This window comes from Streptomyces sp. NPDC048106 (assembly GCF_040706415.1).
Lineage (GTDB): Bacteria > Actinomycetota > Actinomycetes > Streptomycetales > Streptomycetaceae > Streptomyces.
In genome coordinates this window covers 24790-41100 of the sequence record NZ_JBEZND010000048.1, presented here as the reverse complement: position 1 = coordinate 41100, position 16311 = coordinate 24790, and the positions used below count along the sequence as shown (strand labels likewise).

Genomic DNA, 16311 nt, shown 5'->3' with positions numbered 1-16311 from the left:
GTCCGCCCCCCTCGTCTCCCCGCCCGCGGTGTCCGCGGACGCCCGGATCATCCCTGCATGCCCAGCCTGCTCCCGGCCACACGGAACTCCCCCGGGCCGCACGGGAAAGATGCGGGAAGATCGCCGGTCAACCGCCGGTAACCCTGCCACAGGATCCGTTCCTTACATGATCTATACGTGAACCGCTGCCCTTTTTCGGTAAGTTCGCTCGAATTGGGCATCCCCGGTCGCCACCGACACGGAAAACAACCCTCTTATCGGTCTCCCCAACCAGCACATCGTGGGCTTAACTTATGTGCCATGACCTCCCCCCGCTCCACCTATGGCGGCGGCTACTACTCCGCCTCCTTCCGGGACACCCCGATCTACGACTCCCTCGTGGCCGAGCGGGGAACCCCGCAGATCGCCCCGATCCGGGTCCCCGGCGTCTACGACTCGGGCAACAACCTGCCCGCCCTGCCGTCGGCTCTGCCCGCCCTGCCGGCCGCGCCCTCCCCGCAGCCCCAGGCTCCTGCCTACGGCTACCCCCAGCAACAGCAACCCGCCCCGTTGCAGCAGGCGCCCACGGCGTACATCCCGCAGCAGGCGAGCGCCCCGCGCGGCTACCCCGGCCCGCAGGCCCCGCAGCAGCGCCCGATGGCGCCGGGCACCGGCTACGAGGCGATGCGCCCGGCGGCGCCGCGTCCCGTGCAGGCGCCGTACCAGGACCCGTACAACAACCCTCAGCAGCGGGGTTACTGATCGCGGCACCCCCGCCGTCGGTGGCACCTGGCACGATGGCGACATGGAAATCGCCGAAGTGCAGTCGATCCATCTCTACCCGGTCAAGGCGTTCCAGGGCCTCACGGCCGAAGCGGCCGCGGTGGAGCCCTGGGGGCTGGCCGGGGACCGGCGCTGGGCGCTGATCGACGCCAGGGGGAAGGTCGTCACCCAGCGGGAGCAGCCGCGCCTCGCCCTGGCCGCCGCCGAGCCCCTGGCCGGCGGCGGCGTGCGGCTGTCGGCGGCCGGTCGGGCGGCGGTGACGGTCGGGGTGCCGGAACCGGCGGGCACCGTGCCGGTGAACATCTTCGGCCAGAAGGTGGAGGCGGTGCCCGCGGCGGCGGACGCGCACGCCTGGTGCAGCGCCTATCTCGACCAGGACGTGCGCCTGGTCCACCTGGACGATCCGGCCACCCGCCGCCCCGTGGACCCGGACTACGCGCTGCCGGGCGAGACGGTCTCCTTCGCCGACGGCTACCCCCTGCTCATCACCACCTCGGCCTCGCTCGACGCCCTCAACTCCCTGATAGCGCAGGGCAGTCACGCCGATGAGGGGCCACTGCCCATGAACCGGTTCCGGCCCAGTGTCGTGGTCCGCGGCACCGAGGCCTGGGCCGAGGACGAATGGGCGCGCGTCTCCGTCGGCGAGGTCGTCTTCCGGGTGGCCCGCGAGTGCGGCCGCTGCGTGGTGACCACCACCGACCAGCGCACCGCCGCGCGCGGCCGCGAGCCGCTGTACTCGCTGGTCCGGCACCGCAGGAAGGACGCGGGCCTCGTCTTCGGGCAGAACCTCGTGCCGCTCACCGGCGGCACCGTCCGGGTCGGCGACCCGGTGCGGGTGCTGGAGCGGGGCGGCGTCCGGTAGCCCGGTTTTCCCGATCGGGGAACCCTGGGGTGGCACCCGGTCGTTGAGGAGAGATGAGAAACGCGTGAGACGTCGCGGCCGTGACCGGCCGTGGCGGACGTGGGGGGTGGGGAGATGCGGGCAGTCACGGGCCTGTGGCGCTGGAGACGCAATCCGCTGTGCCGCGCGACCGATCTGGCCGAGGCGTGGGTGGCGCTCGTGGCGCTGGTGCTGATCGGCGTGGTGGCGCCCGCGACCGGCGCCCTGGTCGGCGCCGCCGCCCAGGACTCGCTCCAGCGTGCCGCGCGGGTGCAGCAGCACACCCACCACCTGGTCAGGGCCACCGTGGTGCGCGCCCTGGGCAAGGCACCCGAGAGCGATCCCGACTCCACCAGCGCGCGGGAGGCCCGTATCCGCGTCGTCGCCGACTGGTCCGCGCCGGACGGCACCGCGCACCACGGCCCGGTCCTCGCCGACCTCAAGTCCCCCCACCCCGGGGACCACTTCGGGCTCTGGACGGATCCGCGGGGCCGAATAACGACCCGCCCGCTGGACTCCGTCACCGCGACCACCCATGCCGTCCTGGCCGGATTCGGCGCCGCCTTGCTGGTCGCGGCCCTGGTCGAGACCGTACGACGCCTCACGCTCTGGCGCATGGTCCGCCGCCGGTACGCACGCTGGGAGCAGGACTGGGACCGGGCGGGCCCGGACTGGGGCAAGGCGGGCACCGGCAGCTGACCGCGGGCGGGCTGTGGTCAACCCACCCCGGGCGCACACGCTACGGTGGACCGGCCGAAGTGCTTTCGGCGACAACCCGCAGGCAGGCGCACCGCAAGGGCTCGCAGGGACGCCGGAACGCGAACGGGCAGGCCCAGCGGCCGGGCACGCTCGCGGACCCGGCACCGGCACCACCGCCCCGACGGGGCGTCAGCCGCCAGTACCACGAGGTGGGGGCAGAGCAGCGCCATGGCACAGGGCACGGTCCAGGTGACGCACACCGGTACGTCGCGGTGGCGGCGCCGCACGGGTGAGTACGCATCGCTCGCCGCCGCCCTGGAGGCCGCCGCCGACGGCGACGTCCTCACCATCGCCCCCGGCACCTACCGGGAGAACCTCGTGGTCCAGCGGGCGGTGACGCTCCGCGGGCCGGAGGGCTCGTCCGGCTCGGTGCGGATCGCGCCGGTGGACGGCGTGCCGCTGACCGTGCGGGCCTCGGCCGTGGTGCACGACCTGCATGTGGAGGGCCAGGACGCGGCGGCGCCCGCGGTGCTGGTCGAGGAGGGCACGCCCGAGCTGATGGACGTGCGGATCGTCACGCGCTCGGCCGTCGGCGTGGAGGTGCGCGGCACGGCCCGTCCGACCGTGCGCCGGCTGACCGTGGACAATCCGGGCGGCATCGGCATCGCCGTACTCGACGGCGGCAGCGGGGTGTTCGAGGAGTGCGAGATCGTGGCGGCCGGGCAGGCGGGCGTGGCGGTCCGCGGCGGCGGCCATCCGCGCCTGGACCGCTGCCGGGTGCACCACGCCTCGGGCACCGGGTTCACCGTGACCGGTGAGAACTCCGCGCTGGAGGCGGTCGGTTGCGAGATCTACGAGGTCCGCGGCTCCGGTGTGCAGGTCACCCAGCGGGCCACCGCCCACCTGACCGACTGCGATGTGCACCGCACCACCGCCGACGGGGTCACGATGGACACGGACGCGGTGCTCACGCTGGAGGACTGCCGGATCCACGACATCCCGGAGAACGCGATCGACCTGCGCTCGCGTTCGGTGCTCACGCTGACGCGGACGACGATCCGTCAGTTCGGGCGCAACGGCCTTTCGGTGTGGGACCCGGGCACCCGGGTGGACGCCAACCAGTGCGAGATCTTCGACAGCACCGGCGACTATCCGGCGGTGTGGGTGAGCGACGGCGCCACCGCGGTGCTGGACTCCTGCCGGGTGCACGACGTGCCGGACGCGCTGTTCGTGCTGGACCGCGGTTCGCGCGCGGACGTGGTGGACAGCGACCTCTCCCAGGTGCGCAACACGGCCGTGTCGGTGAGCGACGGGGCGACCGCGCAACTGGACGACTGCCGGATCCGGGAGGCGGCGACCGGCGCCTGGTTCCGGGACCACGGCAGCGGCGGCACCCTCGACAACTGCACCGTGGACGGCACCCAGACCGGAGTGATCGTCACCAAGGGCGCCGACCCGACCATCGAGCGCTGCACCGTCGACTCCCCCGCCGAGGCCGGTTTCTACGTCTCCGCGGGCGGCCGGGGCAGCTTCCTGAACTGCCGGGTCAGCGGGAGCGGCGGCTACGGCTTCCATGTGATCGACGGCTGCCGCACCACGCTGCGCAGGTGCCGCACCGAGCGCTGCGCGCGCGGGGGGTACGAGTTCGCCGACGCCGGCCCGGACGCCGGCTCCGGGTCGGGTCCGGTGGTGGAGGACTGCACCAGCGACGAGAGCGGCAGCCTGCGGCCCCCGGCGCCGCGGGAGACGGCCGTACAGACGGTGTCGCACTCCGCCGGGCTGCTCGGCTCGATCCCCGGGCAGCGCAGCACCGAGCAGGAGCCGTCGGCCACCGCGCCGGAACCGCTGGAGCCGCCCCGTACGTCCAAGGACGTGCTCGGTGAACTCGACGCGCTGGTCGGTCTGGAGAGCGTCAAGCGCGAGGTGCGGGCGCTGACCGACATGATCGAGGTGGGCCGGCGCAGACAGCGGGCGGGCCTCAAGGCCGCCTCCGTCAAGCGGCATCTGGTCTTCACCGGCTCCCCCGGCACCGGCAAGACGACGGTCGCCCGGCTCTACGGCGAGATCCTCGCCTCCCTCGGTGTGCTGGACAAGGGCCACCTGGTCGAGGTCTCCCGGGTGGACCTGGTCGGCGAGCACATCGGCTCCACCGCGATCCGCACCCAGGAGGCCTTCCAACGGGCGCACGGCGGCGTGCTGTTCATCGACGAGGCGTACGCGCTGTCGCCGGAGGACGCCGGGCGTGACTTCGGCAAGGAGGCCATCGACACGCTGGTGAAGCTGATGGAGGACCAGCGGGACGCGGTGGTGGTGATCGTCGCCGGTTACACGGCGGAGATGGAGCGTTTCCTCTCCGTCAACCCCGGGGTGGCCTCCCGCTTCTCGCGCACCATCACCTTCGGCGACTACGGCCCGCGGGAACTGCTGCGGATCGTGGAACAGCAGGCCGACGAGCACGAATACCGTCTCGCCCCGGACACCGCCGACGCCCTGCTCGCGTACTTCACCGCGCTGCCCAAGGGTCCCGCTTTCGGCAACGGCCGCACCGCCCGCCAGACCTTCGAGGCGATGGTCGAACGGCATGCGAGCCGCGTCGCCCAGCTCCCGGACCCGAGCACCGACGATCTCACCCTGCTGTATCCGGAGGACCTGCCGGAACTGCCCTGAACACCGGCGCCGGCCGCGGCAGAGCGCGGGGAGCGGGCGTCAGACCGGTGGTGCCTCGCGGGGTGCGGGGAATTCCGGGCGCAGGCGGCTCAGCAGGCGCGCCCGTAGGCGGGCGAAGTCCGGGTCGGCCTGGTAGTCGGAGTGGCCGAGGATCGGGCCCGGAAGCGGATGCTCGGGGGTGCGGCCGTAGGCGAGGGGGTCCCGCAGCGGCGGCTGGTCCACAGGGGGGTGGCCGTCGGGAGGCAGGCGCACCGGGCCGCCGATCGGGTCGGTGAGGCGGTAGAGGTTGTTCCAGCACGCGACGTCACGGTGCAGCGCGGCGAGCGCCGCGGGCCCGAAGTGGGCCGGGAACCAGCGGCCGTACAGCCGCTCCAGCGGTGAGCCGTACGTCAGCAGCGCGATCCGCCGCCGGGTGGACGGCGCCAGTTGCCAGGCCGCCGCCGCGGCGAGCACGCTGCCCTGGGAGTGGCCGGACAGGACCAGACGGCCCCCGGTGGCCTCGGTCCACGTCGCCATGCGCCACGTCAGGTCGGGCACCGCGCGCTCGGCGTAGCACGGGGGCGCGAAGGGGTGCGCGGCGCGCGGCCAGAACGTGCCGACGTCCCACAGGATGCCGACGGTGCGCCGGGCACCGCTGTCCTTGTAGGCACGCCGGCCCCAGGTGACGAACAGCAGAAAGCCGAACCCGACCAGCCACGACCCCAGCCCCTGCGAGATCCCGGCGACGACCCGCAGGGCGTCCACGGTGCCGCGCGCCGCTCCGTCCGGCGTCTTCCCGCTGGTCAGGGCCCCGGCCAGCGCTCCGCCGCCGAGCACCAGGGTGGCGGCGGAGAGCACGGTGAGGACGAGCGGCGCACGGTCGGTGAGCACGGCCATGGCCCGGGTGTGGGCGATGGCGCGGGTGCGGGCCGGGTCCTCGGGCTCGCCGGGGTACTCCTGGCGTACGCGGGCGCGTTCGGCACGGGCGAGCCGCGCGGTGCCGACGGCGAGCCAGACACCGAGGCCCAGCAGCACCGTGAGAAGCGGCGGGATCACGGAAGCCTGCCAGGTCAGCGACACCGGCGGCCCGACGAGTGCGGAACCGCTCCCGTCCAGCCAGTCGGCCACCCGCTGGGCGACCCCACCGGACATCACCCCGCCCAGGGCACAGGCGAGCAGCGCGGTGGCGGGCCCGCCGAGGCCGTGGGTGCCGGTGCGCGGGACGGCGGGCTGACCGGCGTCGGAGCCACGGCGCCCCTCGGCCCTCCGGTACTCCTCGGCCCCCCGGCGCTCCTCGACCGGTCGGCGCTCCTCGGCCCCCCGCCGGTACAGCCCCCACGCGACCGCCCCGAGCGCCACCACCAGCACCCCCTGCGCCAGCATCAGCCCGCCGAACGCCGGGTCGCCCGGCAGTCGCCCGGCCGACCGCCACGCGGGACGGGACCAGCCGGTGTAGAGCACGGCGAGGAGCAGCAGGGCGAGCGCGCCGAGCGGGAGCAGCCGTGCCAGGCGCCGGTCGAGCTCCTGGTCGAGACGGTGTTCGTCGCGGCCCCGGCGGCAGACCACGGCCACCGTCGCGCCCGCCCCGGCCAGCAGGAGGACGATCAGCAGCCGGCCGGCGGCGTCCAGCGGCGCGGGCCCGCCGGTCCGGTGGTCGAAGCGGGCCGCCGGAGTGACGAGGGCGGCGGCGACCGTCAGCAGCCCGGCTGCCGTGTGGGCGGCGCGCAGCCGGGCCACCAGCCGGCGCCCGTACCAGAACCCGGGCCGGGCCAGGGCGCTGCCACCGGGGTCCGCCGCGGGGTCCGGGTCCCGGACCAGCGGCCGGTGGGACTCGTACGCACTCCAGGTGCGGTGCGAGAGGAACCAGAGCAGGAGGACCAACGCACCCGGCACGACCGCCGCGAGCGCGAGCCGTCGCCCCGGCTGGACCCACCAGCCCCCGGAGGTGCCGAGGAGCGCCGCCCACCGCCGTACCCGGGGCCCCTCGGCCGCGTCCGGGGTGAGGAAGGCCAGCCAGAAATGGCGCCGGGCGCAGGACCGTACGCCGGCGCACTGCCAGGCCACCAGGTCCAGGGCCACCTCGCACGCGGCCGCCACCAGCAGCACCGTGAGGGTGAGGGCGGCCAGGCGCACCAGCAGGCCGTAGAGCCGGACGGCGCGCGAGCGGGCGGCGGCGGGCGGGCGCATCCAGTGGGCGAGGTTGACCACCATGAACGGCAGCAGCACCAGCCACAGGGCGCGGCCGGCGTCACCGGAGGTGAGGTTGCACCAGACGTACGCCTCCTGGACCGGCCCGCTCCGGGGCCCGGTGCCGGCTCCCGGACCGCCGGCGGGCCCGGCGTCGTCGGCCCGCCGGAAGACGGCCGCCGTCGCGTCCCCGGCGACTCGCACGGTGCGGGCGTCGCCCAGCATCCTCTCCGGAGTCGTACCGCCGACCCCGTGGACCAGTAACTCGAGATCGGCCGGTTCCGGCCGTGCGGGGCGTTCCCGCCCCTGTGCTCCGGAGTGTTCCTGGGCGCGTTCCACACTTCCCCCGTGAGCCGTGCGGTCTGTGTCCGTGCGCGCTTCAGGATGTCCGGTTCCCGGACGCCGCGCACCGCTCGTCACGGAATCTCCCCGATCGGTGCGTCGGCGACCGCTCCCGGAAGGGCCCGCCCGGGTCGGCGCCGGGCGGTGGGGCACCCGGTGCCGACCCGTGAAAAGATGGGACGCCCGCGCACCTCCGGACGGACGAACGCACTGGTCGAAGGCAGGTGGGCCGGGTGTCTCGGACGGTTGGCGGCGAAAGGACCGGAGCGTACGTGAGCGAGAATCAGCACCTCCTCGCGGAGCAGCGCCGCGCCCTGATCCTGGACGAGGTCCGGCGCCGCGGCGGTGCCCGGGTCAACGAACTGACCCGCAGGCTCGGGGTGTCGGACATGACCGTGCGCCGCGACCTGGACGCGCTGGCCCGGCAGGGCGTGCTGGAGAAGGTGCACGGCGGCGCGGTCCCCGTGGTCGAGGCGAGCACCCATGAGCCGGGTTTCGAGGCCAAGTCGGGCCTGGAGCTGTCGGCCAAGGAGGACATCGCCCGGGCCGCCGCCGCCCTGGTCACCCCCGGCACCGCGATCGCCCTCTCGGGCGGTACGACGACCTACGCGCTCGCGCAGCACCTGCTGGAGGTGCCGGACCTGACCGTGGTGACGAACTCGGTGCGGGTCGCGGACGTCTTCCACGCGGCACAGCGCGGCTCGGGCCGGCCGCAGGGCGCGGCCACGGTGGTCCTGACCGGCGGGGTGCGCACCCCCTCCGACTCGCTGGTGGGCCCGGTGGCCGACCAGGCGATCGCCGCGCTCCACTTCGATCTGCTCTTCCTCGGCGTGCACGGCATATCGGTCGAGGCGGGCCTGTCCACGCCGAACCTGGCGGAGGCCGAGACCAACCGCCGCCTGGTGCACTCGGCGCGACGGGTGGTGGTGGTCGCCGACCACACCAAGTGGGGCACGGTGGGGCTCAGTTCGTTCGCCGCGCTGGACCAGGTGGACACCCTGGTGACCGACTCGGGCCTGCCGCAGGAGACACGCGCCGAGGCCTGCGAGCATCTGCGGCGGCTGATCGTGGCCGGGGAAGACGACGCCGAGGACGCGGATGTGGAGGACGGGGAACCGGAGGGCGACGCCGAGGACGACTGAGGCGGCGTCAACTGGGCTGCTGCCAGGGCTCGGTCCGTCACCGACAAGCCCGAGGTGTACACGTACCGCGTCGACGTCACCAACGCCCCGGGCGCTCGTGCCTGGCCGGAGGAGCGGCGGCCGGCCCAGGGATCGTCGGCAACTCGCCGGTGATGTGCGCTCGTTCAGGGCGCCGAGCGGAGCCGGGACTGGTGGGCGACGGCCGCCCCGGTCACCACGGCACGGGCGTGCCGTCCCAGGAGAAGAACCCGCCGGTCGGCCCGTCGTCCGGCAGGAGCGCCAGCCGTACCGCGCCCTGAGCGGCCTCCGCCGGGTCGCCGCCCGCGGCCGCCGCCCGGGGGTTGAGGTCGGTGGCCCGCAGACCGGGGGCGAGCGCGTTGACCTTGAAGCCCTCCTCGGCCAGGGTCTGGGCGTACAGGACGGTGAGGGCGTTGAGGGCGGCCTTCGACGAACGGTACGCGGCCGCACCACCGCTGCCGGGCGCGAACTGGGGGTTCGGGTTCGTGCTCCAGGTCAGGGAGCCGGTACCGCTGGAGATGTTGACGACCCTGGGGTGCGGGGAACGGCGCAGGGCGGGCAGGAAGGCGTTGGTGACCGCGGCGACCCCGAACACGTTGGTCTCGTAGGTGCGCCGGAAGTCCTCCACGGCGGTTTCGGTGGGCGGGGCGAGTGACGGCGAGACGCCCGCGTTGTTGACCAGTACGTCCAGGCGGTCCAGCCGCCCCGCGGCCGCGGCGATGCTGTCCGGGTCCGTCACGTCGAGGACCAGCGGACGCGCCCCGCCGCCGATCTCCTCGGCGGCCCGCCGTCCGCGCCCGGCGTCGCGGGAGCCCACGTGCACGACGAAACCCTCCGCGGCGAGCAGCCGGGCGATGTGCTTGCCGATGCCCTTGTTGGCACCGGTGACCAGTGCTGTGCGATCGTTCATGACACCCACGGTCCCCTGGTGCCGGCCACCCTGCCAGGGACTACCTGTACCAGGCACGGGAAGAGGTGAGGCGGCATGGCACGGGAGGAACTGGCCCGGTTCCTACGGGAGCGCCGCGCGGCCCTGCGCCCGCAGGAGTTCGGCATGCCCGCGGGCGTCCCGCGCCGCACCCCGGGCCTGCGCCGTGAAGAGGTGGCCGAACTGGCCCACATGTCCGTGGACTACTACGTGCGCCTGGAGCAGGCCCGCGGCCCCCGTCCGTCGCCCCGCGTCCTGGACTCGCTGGCCGGGGCGCTCCGCCTGACGCCGGCCGAGCGCAGCCATCTCTTCCGCCTGGCCGGGACGAGCGCGCCGCCGCCCGCCACCGGCGCGGTACGGCGCGTGCGCCCGCACGTGGCGCGGATGCTGGAGCGCCTGCCGGAGACCGGCGCGATCGTCACCGACGCCGCCTACGGCCTCGTCGCCTGGAACCCGCTGGCCCAGGACCTGCTGGGTGGTGACCTCGGACAGGGCACGACGAACCTGGCCCGGCGCCGGTTCCTCGGCGAGGGACGGACGTACGAGACCTCCAGCTCGGAGGAGTTCGGGCACATCGTGGTGGCCCGGTTGCGCCGGGCCGCCGACCGCTACCCGCACGACGTCCAGCTCGCCGCCCTGCTGTCCGAACTGCGCTTTGGCAGCGAGGAGTTCCGCCGGATCTGGGAGACCCGCCCCGTCCACGCCCCCGGGCACCGGACCAAGACCCTCGGCCACCCGACGGCAGGCCGCCTGCGACTGAACTGCGACGTCCTCCTCGTCCCCGAGGACGATCAGGAGGTCGTCCTGCTCACGGCCGATCCCGGCTCCCCCTCGGCCAGAGCCCTGCGCCGACTGGCGGCGAGCGCCTAGGGATCGCCCGACGGCGGCGCGAACCGGAGCCGCCCGGGGCGCTCACTCGGGCCAGACCCCCGTGGCCAGCAGCGTCTCGATCGCCGCCGTGTACGGCGCGATGTCCAGGCCCTGCTCCGCCAGCCAGGCGTCCGAGTAGTACTTGTCGAGGTACCGGTCGCCCGGGTCGCACAGCAGGGTGACGACGCTGCCGGTACGGCCCTCGGCCACCATCTCGGAGACGATCTTCAGCGCGCTCCACAGCCCCGTCCCGGTGGAGCCGCCCGCCTTGCGGCCGATCACACCCTCCAGGGCCCGTACGGCGGCGACACTGGCCGCGTCCGGGACCTTCATCATCCGGTCGATCGCGCCGGGCACGAAGCTCGGCTCCATCCGCGGCCGGCCGATGCCCTCGATCCGGGAGCCGCACTCGCAGGTGACCTCCGGGTCGCCGGTGGTCCAGCCCTCGAAGAAACAGGAGTTGTCCGGGTCGGCGACGCAGACGCGGGTGTCGTACTGCATGTAGTGCACATAGCGGGCGAGCGTCGCCGAGGTGCCGCCGGTGCCCGCCGTGGCGACGATCCACGCGGGCTCCGGGAACCGCTCCAGCTCCAGTTGGCGGAAGATGGATTCGGCGATGTTGTTGTTGCCCCGCCAGTCGGTGGCCCGCTCGGCGTAGGTGAACTGGTCCATGTAGTGGCCGCCGGTCTCCACCGCGAGGCGGGCGGACTCCTCGTACATCTTCCGGGAGTCGTCCACGAAATGGCAGCGTCCGCCGTGGAATTCGATGAGGCGGCACTTCTCGGCGCTGGTCGTGCGGGGCATGACCGCGATGAAGGGCACCCCGATCAGCTTGGCGAAGTACGCCTCGGAGACGGCGGTGGAGCCGCTGGAGGCCTCGATCACCGGGCGGCCGGGCCGGATCCAGCCGTTGCAGAGGCCGTAGAGGAACAGCGAGCGGGCGAGGCGGTGCTTGAGGCTGCCGGTGGGGTGCGTCGACTCGTCCTTCAGGTAGAGGTCGATGCCCCAGCGCTCGGGCAGCGGGAAACGCAGCAGGTGGGTGTCGGCAGAGCGGTTGGCGTCGGCCTGGACCTTGCGGACGGCTTCCTTCAACCAGTCGCGGTAGGCGGGATCGGTGCGGTCGACATCGAGGGTGGCGCCGGTCCGGGCCTGGGGGGTGATGCTCACGTCGGGCTCCTTACGGTCTGCGCCGACGGCGCCTCGGGCGGGCCGGCACTTCCGAGCATAAGCATCTTCCAGACCGCTCCCCACCTGCATAAACGCATCTTTGGGCGACCCAAAGACACCCCTGGGGCGCAGGCGTACGAGACGAGTGGGCTTGCCGCCGCGTGTGCTCCGGGCCGCTGTCGTGCGCGCCCCCGCGCGCACTGGTGCTCCGGGCTGCGGCGCGGCAGACTGCACGCGTCGGGGCGATGGTCCCGCATGCGGGCGGGGGCACACCGGCACGAGGGAACACGCGCACAAGGGGGCGGCGAGGATGGCGGAACCGGAGTTCACGGCCATGGGCGTGCGGATCGGTAAACGCATGCGCTCGCTCACCCGGGCCGGACAGGTCCGGATCAGCGACGGCAGGGTGGAGTTGCTCAACAGCCACGGCAGCGAGATCGACAGCGCACCGGTGCAGGCGGTGCGCGCCTCCAAGCCCTGGTTCGCCCCGGACGACAAGGCGTTGGCCGACATCAACGGCCAGCGGTACCTGCTGACGCTGGGCGACCAGGACCCCGCCCCGGGCGAACCGGGCACCCCTGCGGCCCGCCGCTTCATCGAGGCGGTCCGCCGGGCGGCGGGCCGCGGCGGCTGAACGCGGACCGAGGCCTCTGTCGGCCGAGCGGCCGACAAGGAACGTTCACGCCTGGACGGGCGGCGCCCCCGGGACCACACCACCCACCCGCCAACACCCTCCGTGTCCGTACGGATGCGGCGAGTTGCGGTGAGCCGCCCCCTGCGCCACGCTGGTCTCACGTCACTCTGGGTTTACCGGCGACAGCGCTGCGAACCAGCCCGCCGGCCACGACAGCAGGCGGCCGCATTCCCGGGGGCCCTGCTGGATCCGTTGTTCTCCGTGTTTTCCGGTTCCCTCCGGACCTCACATCGGGGAGTCGCAGCCGTGATCAGTCACCCAAGCAGGCACTGCACGGTGGAGCTCCAAGCCCTGCCGTCGCGGATCGGCCAGGTCCGCAGAATCGTATCTGCGCAGTTGCGCTACTGGCATATGGACCCGTTGATAGACCGGGCCGCACTCGGCGTGACGGAGCTGCTCAGCAACGTCCACCGGCACGCCAGGCCCGACAAGTCGTGCACCGTCGAACTGGAGCTGCACCCGGACCGGCTCACGGTGTCGGTGCGCGACCACGATCCACGACTGCCGGTGCCGGCCGACGAGACGGCGGAGGCGGAGGCAGCGGCGGAGGACACGACTCCGCTCGCCACCTGCGGGCGGGGCCTCGCCATGGTCGCCGCGGTCAGCGAGAGCTGGGGCGCGCGGCCGGACGGCGACAACGGCAAGGTCGTCTGGTTCACCCTGCCCGCGACGCCTGGCCGGCCGGCCCGTACGCCGTGCCACACACCGGAACCCCAACCGGCGCCCACCCCGCTCACGGCGGGCGCCGTCAGCACGGCGGCACCCGCCGGCCCGCCCCGGGCCCCGGTCCCCGCGGCGGCCACCGCGGCTCCCGACGGGCAGGAGCTGGCCGCCACCCACTCGGTCGCGGCGAGCTGACCGAACCGTCGGGCAGGAGTACGGCGAGCGGCGACGAACCGCCCGCCGTACACCCGCGCCTTCACCCGCCCTGCGCCTAGCTACGTGGGCACCAGCCCCAAGGCGATCCTGGAGCGCGCGGGCGCGGGCCAGGGCAGCATGTACCACCACTTCAAGGGCAAGCCGGACCTCGCCCTCGCGGCGATCCGGCGGACCGCCGAGCAGTTGCGGGCGACGGCCGAGCGCTCACTGGAGGGTCCCGGCACGCCGTACGAGCGCATCGCGGCGTATCTGCACCGCGAGCGCGAGGTGCTCCGCGGCTGCCCGATCGGCCGGCTGACCATGGACCCGGACGTGATCGCCAGCGACGAGCTGCGCGCGCCGGTGGAGGAGACGCTCGCCTGGGTCCGGGGGCGGATCGCCGGGATCGTCGAAGAGGGCAAGGCGCAGGGGCAGTTCGCGCCGGAGCTGGACGGCGAGCGGATCGGCGCGACGGTCCTCGCGACCGTGCAGGGCGGCTATGTGCTCGCCCGCGCCGCGGGCTCCCCCGCCGCCTTCGACGCGGCCGTCGACGGCTTGCTCGCCCTGCTCGCGCCCCGAACCGCCTGAGGAGAGAGGCCAGTTGATGCATGCCATGCAGTACGAGGTGACCCTCCCGGCGGACTACGACACGGACGTCGTCCGCGCCCGCGTCGACCGCCTCGGCCATCTGCTGGACGACTGGGACGGCCTCGGTCTCAAGGCGTACCTGCTACGGGAGCGCGGCATCCACGGCTCGCCGGTCAACCAGTACGCGCCGTTCTACCTGTGGCACACCGTCGAGGGCATGAACCGCTTCCTGTGGGGCGGCGGCTTCCAGCGGCTGGCCGACGACTTCGGCCGGCCGGCGGTGCGCCAGTGGACGGGGCTCGGCTACGCGGAGGGCACCGGCACCCGCGCCGCGTTCGCCGTGCGGCGACGGCAACCGGTCCCGGACGGCGCCGACTTGACGGAACTGATGGCCGAAGCGGCCCATGCGGCCGAGCGGTCGGCCGCCGAGGCTCGGCCTGCGCTCCGGCCGGGGCCTGGCCGCCCGGTCAGCGCAGAGCGGCCAGCGGGTCGTCCAGGACCGGCTGCCAGGCCAGTTCGGCGGCGCCGACCAGGCTGTTGTGGTCGAGGGTGCACGGCAGGATCGGGACGCCGCCGCTCTGACCCCACAGGCTGCGGTCGGCGACGACCGCGCGCAGCCGGCTCGGATCCGCGTCCAGCAGGGTGCGGTGGAGACCGCCGAGGATGATGCGGTCGGGGTTGAGGATGTTGACGAGACCGGCGAGTCCGAGGCCGAGCCGGTCGATCAGGGCCTCGGCGGCCCGGCGGACGACGGGGTCGTCGTACTGGGTGCGCAGCAGGTCGTTGGCCTGCTGGAGGAGCGACACCTCGGGGCCCGGCGCGCGGCCCGCTTCCACGAGCAGCGCCAGCGGGTCGGCCTCGACGTCCAGACAGCCCCGGCTGCCGCAGTGACAGGGGCGGCCCTCGGGGTTGACGGTGAGGTGGCCGACCTCCAGGGCGAGCCCCGAACTGCCGGTGTGCAGACGGCCGTCGAGGACCAGCGCGCCGCCGACACCCCGGTGCCCGGTGGCCACGCACAGCAGGTCACGGGAGCCCCGGCCCGCGCCGTGCCGGTGCTCGGCGAGCGCCGCGAGGTTGACGTCGTTGCCCGCGAACGCGGGGCCCGGGATTCCCGCCGCGCGCACGCGCTCCTCGAACAGGCGGCGGACCGGCGCCCCGACGGGCCAGGCGAGGTGCAGGGGATTGAGGGCGAGGCCGTCGGGTTCGGCGACGGCGGACGGCACGGCGAGCCCGGCGCCGACGCAGCGGCGGCCGGTGCTGCGCAGCAGTTCCGCGCCCGCCTCGACCACCGAGCCGAGCACCTTCGCCGGGTCGGCGGCCACGGTCTCGCAGCCGGGCGCGGTGGCCACGATCCGTCCGCCGAGGCCGACCAGCGCGGCCCGGAAGCCGTCGGCGTGCACCTGCGCGGCCAGCACCACCGGGCCCTCCTCGGCGACGTCGAGCCGGTGCGAGGGGCGCCCCTGGGAGCCGGCCGCCGCGGCGGGGCGGGCGTCCACCCGGATCAGCCCGAGGGCCTCCAGTTCGGCGGCGACCGCGCCGGCCGTCGCCCGGGTGACGCCGAGTTCGGCGGTGAGCACGGCCCGGGTCGGCGCCCGCCCGGTGTGCACCAGCTCCAGTGCGGGCCCGAGCGCGCCACGCCCCCGGTCCAGCCGCGCCCTCGTGGTGGTCCTCTCCCCCGCCGCCCGGGGTTCCGCCTTGCCGCTCATGAGGGCGAGTCTCCCATGATCCGCATCGCCCGTGGCCCGCGCGGCCGTCACAGTCCGCTCACCCGCAGCGTGATGTTCAGCCGCCCGGCCAGTCCCAGCCAGGGCGGTGCCGTGCCCGGGTGGACGCGGGGCACGCCGTGGTAGGCGGCGCGGGAGGGGCCGCCGAAGACGAACAGGTCGCCGCTGCGCAGCTCCACGTCGGTGTACGGGCGCGTCCGCGTCTCGGTGTTGCCGAAGCGGAAGACGCAGGCGTCGCCGAGGCTCAGCGAGACCACCGGCGCGTCGGCCCGCTCGTCGCTGTCGCGGTGCATGCCCATGTGCGCGGCGCCGTCGTAGAAGTTGATCAGCGCGACGTCGGGCGCCGGCCCGGATGCGGCGGCCGGGCCGAACGCGTCGGCCACCGCGCGGCGGCCGACCTCGCCGAGCCATGCCGGGAAGGGTTTGACCGGGGCGCCGTCGCCGTCGGTGGCCGTACGGGTGTAGGCGTAGGGATACTGATGCGGGCCGGGGCAGCCGGGGTTGTCCCGTACGGGCCGTCCGCAGGCGGGGCAGGCGCGTACGACGCCCCAGTGCAGGCCGAGGCAGACCTGGCGCGCGGTCATGGTGCCGCCGCCCGGGGTGCGCACGGTGCGCAGTCCGGCCGGGGGCCGTGCCCAGGCCCGGCAGGCGGCGAGCAGTTCGCGCTGCCGCTCGGCCGGCAGCCAGTCCGGGAGGTGCGCGGCGCCCGGCGCGATGTCCGCGCGCTCCCGCGGGAACAGTTCCACGCCCCCATCCTCCCCCCAGCGGCCTCCCCGCCCCCGCCTTCCCCTACGGCTTCCGCCCCT

Annotated in this window: 13 protein-coding genes and 2 pseudogenes; 10 read left to right on the top strand and 5 right to left on the bottom strand. The window is 74.4% G+C overall.

Annotated elements, in window-relative coordinates; translation table 11 throughout:
* Positions 1 to 300 precede the first annotated feature (300 nt).
* From AB0927_RS34365 to AB0927_RS34350, 4 genes are all read left to right on the top strand, one after another.
* Positions 301 to 741: a DUF6643 family protein gene (locus tag AB0927_RS34365; protein ID WP_366671728.1), complete on the top strand. Its 441-nt coding sequence runs from the start codon at positions 301 to 303 to the stop codon at positions 739 to 741.
* Between the two features lie 43 nt (positions 742 to 784).
* A complete protein-coding gene (locus tag AB0927_RS34360) occupies positions 785 to 1624 on the top strand; it encodes an MOSC N-terminal beta barrel domain-containing protein (RefSeq protein WP_366671727.1) in 840 nt (279 codons plus the stop codon).
* Between the two features lie 114 nt (positions 1625 to 1738).
* On the top strand, positions 1739 to 2341 hold the full coding sequence (locus tag AB0927_RS34355) for a hypothetical protein (protein ID WP_366671726.1): 603 nt from the start codon (positions 1739 to 1741) through the stop codon (positions 2339 to 2341).
* A gap of 228 nt (positions 2342 to 2569) precedes the next feature.
* Positions 2570 to 5008: a right-handed parallel beta-helix repeat-containing protein gene (locus tag AB0927_RS34350; protein WP_366671725.1), complete on the top strand. Its 2439-nt coding sequence runs from the start codon at positions 2570 to 2572 to the stop codon at positions 5006 to 5008.
* 57 nt (positions 5009 to 5065) lie between these two features.
* On the opposite strand, the pseudogene AB0927_RS34345 reads toward AB0927_RS34350, so the two are convergent.
* Positions 5066 to 7513, bottom strand: a pseudogene (locus AB0927_RS34345) (hypothetical protein); the annotation flags it as partial.
* A 275-nt stretch (positions 7514 to 7788) separates the two neighbouring features.
* Between AB0927_RS34345 and AB0927_RS34340 the strand changes: the two are divergent.
* On the top strand, positions 7789 to 8658 hold the full coding sequence (locus AB0927_RS34340) for a DeoR/GlpR family DNA-binding transcription regulator (protein ID WP_366671724.1): 870 nt from the start codon (positions 7789 to 7791) through the stop codon (positions 8656 to 8658).
* Positions 8659 to 8869: 211 nt separating this feature from the next.
* Here the strand turns inward: AB0927_RS34340 and AB0927_RS34335 are convergent, their stop codons facing one another.
* Positions 8870 to 9586, bottom strand: coding sequence for an SDR family oxidoreductase (locus AB0927_RS34335; RefSeq protein WP_366671723.1), 717 nt, complete (start codon positions 9584 to 9586; stop codon positions 8870 to 8872).
* Between the two features lie 75 nt (positions 9587 to 9661).
* Between AB0927_RS34335 and AB0927_RS34330 the strand changes: the two genes are divergently transcribed.
* Positions 9662 to 10474, top strand: a complete 813-nt coding sequence (locus AB0927_RS34330) for a helix-turn-helix transcriptional regulator (RefSeq protein WP_366671722.1) — start codon at positions 9662 to 9664, stop codon at positions 10472 to 10474.
* 42 nt (positions 10475 to 10516) lie between these two features.
* On the opposite strand, the gene AB0927_RS34325 is transcribed toward AB0927_RS34330, so the two are convergent.
* Positions 10517 to 11641: a PLP-dependent cysteine synthase family protein gene (locus tag AB0927_RS34325; RefSeq protein ID WP_366671721.1), complete on the bottom strand. Its 1125-nt coding sequence runs from the start codon at positions 11639 to 11641 to the stop codon at positions 10517 to 10519.
* A 310-nt stretch (positions 11642 to 11951) separates the two neighbouring features.
* On the opposite strand from AB0927_RS34325, the gene AB0927_RS34320 reads away from it, so the two are divergent.
* The 4 genes and pseudogenes from AB0927_RS34320 to AB0927_RS34305 all read left to right on the top strand — a co-directional run.
* Entirely contained in the window at positions 11952 to 12275 is a 324-nt protein-coding gene (locus AB0927_RS34320) for a hypothetical protein (protein WP_366671720.1), read from the top strand.
* Positions 12276 to 12581: 306 nt separating this feature from the next.
* Positions 12582 to 13193 carry an ATP-binding protein gene (locus AB0927_RS34315; protein WP_366671719.1) on the top strand — a complete coding sequence of 204 codons (612 nt, stop codon included), beginning with the start codon at positions 12582 to 12584 and terminating at the stop codon, positions 13191 to 13193.
* Between the two features lie 84 nt (positions 13194 to 13277).
* Positions 13278 to 13781, top strand: coding sequence for a TetR/AcrR family transcriptional regulator (locus AB0927_RS34310; RefSeq protein WP_366671718.1), 504 nt, complete (start codon positions 13278 to 13280; stop codon positions 13779 to 13781).
* A gap of 16 nt (positions 13782 to 13797) precedes the next feature.
* A pseudogene (locus AB0927_RS34305) lies at positions 13798 to 14208 on the top strand (DUF4865 family protein); the annotation flags it as partial.
* 40 nt (positions 14209 to 14248) lie between these two features.
* Here AB0927_RS34305 and AB0927_RS34300 read toward each other — a convergent pair.
* Together AB0927_RS34300 and AB0927_RS34295 are read right to left on the bottom strand one after the other, a co-directional pair.
* Positions 14249 to 15487 (bottom strand): ROK family protein, encoded by a 1239-nt coding sequence (locus AB0927_RS34300; RefSeq protein WP_366671717.1) that lies wholly within the window; start codon positions 15485 to 15487, stop codon positions 14249 to 14251.
* 47 nt (positions 15488 to 15534) lie between these two features.
* Entirely contained in the window at positions 15535 to 16251 is a 717-nt protein-coding gene (locus AB0927_RS34295) for an alpha-ketoglutarate-dependent dioxygenase AlkB (RefSeq protein ID WP_366671716.1), read from the bottom strand.
* Positions 16252 to 16311 lie beyond the last annotated feature (60 nt).

Bases quoted from the DNA above. Each gene is read 5' to 3' on its own strand.
- AB0927_RS34350 (WP_366671725.1), top strand. From the start codon at position 2,570: ATGGCACAGGGCACGGTCCAGGTGACGCACACCGGTACGTCGCGGTGG.
- AB0927_RS34330 (WP_366671722.1), top strand. From the start codon at position 9,662: ATGGCACGGGAGGAACTGGCCCGGTTCCTACGGGAGCGCCGCGCGGCC.
- AB0927_RS34365 (WP_366671728.1), top strand. From the start codon at position 301: ATGACCTCCCCCCGCTCCACCTATGGCGGCGGCTACTACTCCGCCTCC.
- AB0927_RS34335 (WP_366671723.1), bottom strand. From the start codon at position 9,586: ATGAACGATCGCACAGCACTGGTCACCGGTGCCAACAAGGGCATCGGC.
- AB0927_RS34355 (WP_366671726.1), top strand. From the start codon at position 1,739: ATGCGGGCAGTCACGGGCCTGTGGCGCTGGAGACGCAATCCGCTGTGC.
- AB0927_RS34320 (WP_366671720.1), top strand. From the start codon at position 11,952: ATGGCGGAACCGGAGTTCACGGCCATGGGCGTGCGGATCGGTAAACGC.
- AB0927_RS34360 (WP_366671727.1), top strand. From the start codon at position 785: ATGGAAATCGCCGAAGTGCAGTCGATCCATCTCTACCCGGTCAAGGCG.
- AB0927_RS34300 (WP_366671717.1), bottom strand. From the start codon at position 15,487: ATGAGCGGCAAGGCGGAACCCCGGGCGGCGGGGGAGAGGACCACCACG.